Annotated in this window: 1 protein-coding gene and 1 pseudogene; one reads left to right on the plus strand and one right to left on the minus strand. The window is 68.8% G+C overall.

The window, feature by feature from the left end:
• On the minus strand, window positions 1-1,395 hold a 1,395-nt coding region (locus B7L92_RS33550; RefSeq protein ID WP_081241037.1), incomplete at its 3' end, for a cytochrome c oxidase subunit I.
• A 428-nt stretch (window positions 1,396-1,823) separates the two neighbouring features.
• Between B7L92_RS33550 and B7L92_RS33555 the strand changes: the two are divergent.
• Window positions 1,824-2,366 (plus strand): annotated as a pseudogene (locus B7L92_RS33555) (tetratricopeptide repeat protein); the annotation flags it as partial.

Below are 2,366 nucleotides of genomic sequence, written 5' to 3' on the forward strand. Positions count from 1 at the left end.
CAGGTAGTCCGAGTACCGGCGCGGCATGCCCTCGGCGCCCAGCCAGTGCTGGACCAGGAACGTGCCGTGGAAGCCGATGAAGAGCGTCCAGAAGGTGATCTTGCCCAGGCGCTCGTCGAGCATCTTGCCGGTGAACTTCGGCCACCAGAAGTGGAAGCCGGCGAACATCGCGAAGACGACGGTGCCGAACACCACGTAGTGGAAGTGCGCCACCACGAAGTACGAGTCGGTCACGTGGAAGTCCAGCGGCGGCGAGGCCAGGATCACGCCGGTCAGACCACCGAACAGGAAGGTGACCATGAAACCCATGGCCCACAGCATCGGCGTCTCGAAGCTCAGGGAGCCCTTCCACATGGTGCCGATCCAGTTGAAGAACTTCACACCGGTCGGGACCGCGATCAGGAAGGTCATGAAGGAGAAGAAGGGCAGCAGCACGCCGCCGGTGGCGTACATGTGGTGCGCCCACACCGTCACCGACAGACCCGCGATCGCGATGGTCGCGCCGATCAGTCCCATGTAGCCGAAGATCGGCTTGCGGGAGAAGACCGGGACCACCTCGGAGATGATGCCGAAGAACGGCAGCGCCAGGATGTAGACCTCGGGGTGGCCGAAGAACCAGAACAGGTGCTGCCACAGCAGCGCCCCGCCGTTGGTGGGGTCGAAGACGTGGCCCCCGAACTTGCGGTCGTACTCCAGCGCGAAGAGCGCCGCGGCCAGCACCGGGAAGGCCAGCAGGATCAGCACGCTGGTGAGCAGCACGTTCCAGGTGAAGATCCCCATCCGGAACATCGTCATACCGGGAGCGCGCATGCAGATGATCGTGGTGATGAAGTTGACCGCGCCCAGGATCGAGCCGAAGCCCTGCAGGATCAGACCCATGATCCACAGGTCCGCGCCGGACCCCGGTGAGCGGACCGTGTCCGACAGCGGGGTGTAGGCGGTCCAGCCGAAGCTGGCCGCGCCGTCCGGGGTGAGGAAGCCGGCGAGCGCGATCAGCGAGCCGAAGAGGTACAGCCAGTAGGCGAACATGTTCAGCCGCGGGAACGCCACGTCGGGCGCGCCGATCTGCAGCGGCATGATCCAGTTCGCGAAGCCGGAGAACAGCGGCGTCGCGAACATGAACAGCATCACGGTGCCGTGCATCGTGAACGCCTGGTTGAACTGCTCGTTCGACATGATCTGCAGGCCCGGACGGGCCAGCTCGGCGCGCATCACCAGCGCCATCAGACCGCCGATGCAGAAGAACGCGAACGACGTGACCAGGTAGAGGGAGCCGATCCGTTTGTGGTCGGTGGTGGTCAGATAGCCGATGACGGCTCCGCCCGGCCTGCGGCGTCGCGCCGGATCGGTCGCCCGGGGTGAGGCGGCGGGCGGTGACGGTGCGGGCAGGGTCACGGCGATCCTCCATGCGTGCGAGACCTCCGGGCTTACGGATGCCTGTGCACCAGGGCCCGGCCTCCACCAAGGTATCTCGCTCGCGAGAGAAATAAATATCGGGGGGTCGATCCCGGGTGCCGACACGTCGGCGCGCCGGTCCCGCCGGGCGAGACCGGAGGCTCCGGATCGCGGGTCGGCGGCTCCGGTTCGCAGGTCGGCGGTTCCGGTTCGTGGGTCGGCGGCTCCGGTTCGTGGGGCCGCGCCGCACCGGAAGACCTCCCGGCCGCCGTCGTTCCCGCGCCCGTCGCTTCGGCCTTCATGCCGTCCGGCGGACGGCGAACCGCGGGGGACGGCCCTTGGGACGAGCCTGTGACAGCGCGGTGACGTGAGAGAAGCGGCCGGGCGGACAGACTGGTCGGTAGGTGTACGACCCGAATGAGGGAACGATGGCTCGACTCAGCCGCGAGAAGAAGCGGGAACAGGAACAGGCCGCACACGCGGCGGACCGTGCGGCGGTGCCGATCGACGTCCGTGTCCCCGCCGCCGGGGCGGGTCAGGGCGGGGCGTCGGTCGGCGGGGTGCCGGTGACCGCCGCGCCCGGCGAGGAGATCCAGCAGGCGGTGCTGAACCACCTCCACCGGGTCGCCCGCGCCTCCGGTCGCGCCGTTCTCGCCACCGTCCACGACGAACGCATCGGCTACGTCCTCCCGCTCCGGGTCGACCCCGACGGCTCCAGCCACTTCACGGCACAGCCCGTGCCGACGGTCCGGGAGCAGCGGGACGGTGCTCCCGCGCAGGAACCCGCTTTCGCGCAGGAACCCGCTTTCGTACAGGAACCCGCTCCCGTGCGGGACGCCGCTCCCACCTTCCCGCTGCTCCCGCTGCGGGTCGTGCCCGAACCGGCGGGGGCCGTGCCGCCCGGCACGGTGGCGCCGCCGACGGGTGTGTTCGGCCCGCCCCCCGTCATGGGCTGTCCCTTATACACAGCT

It is taken from the genome of Streptomyces viridosporus (assembly GCF_002078235.1).
Taxonomy (GTDB): Bacteria; Actinomycetota; Actinomycetes; order Streptomycetales; family Streptomycetaceae; genus Streptomyces; species Streptomyces viridosporus.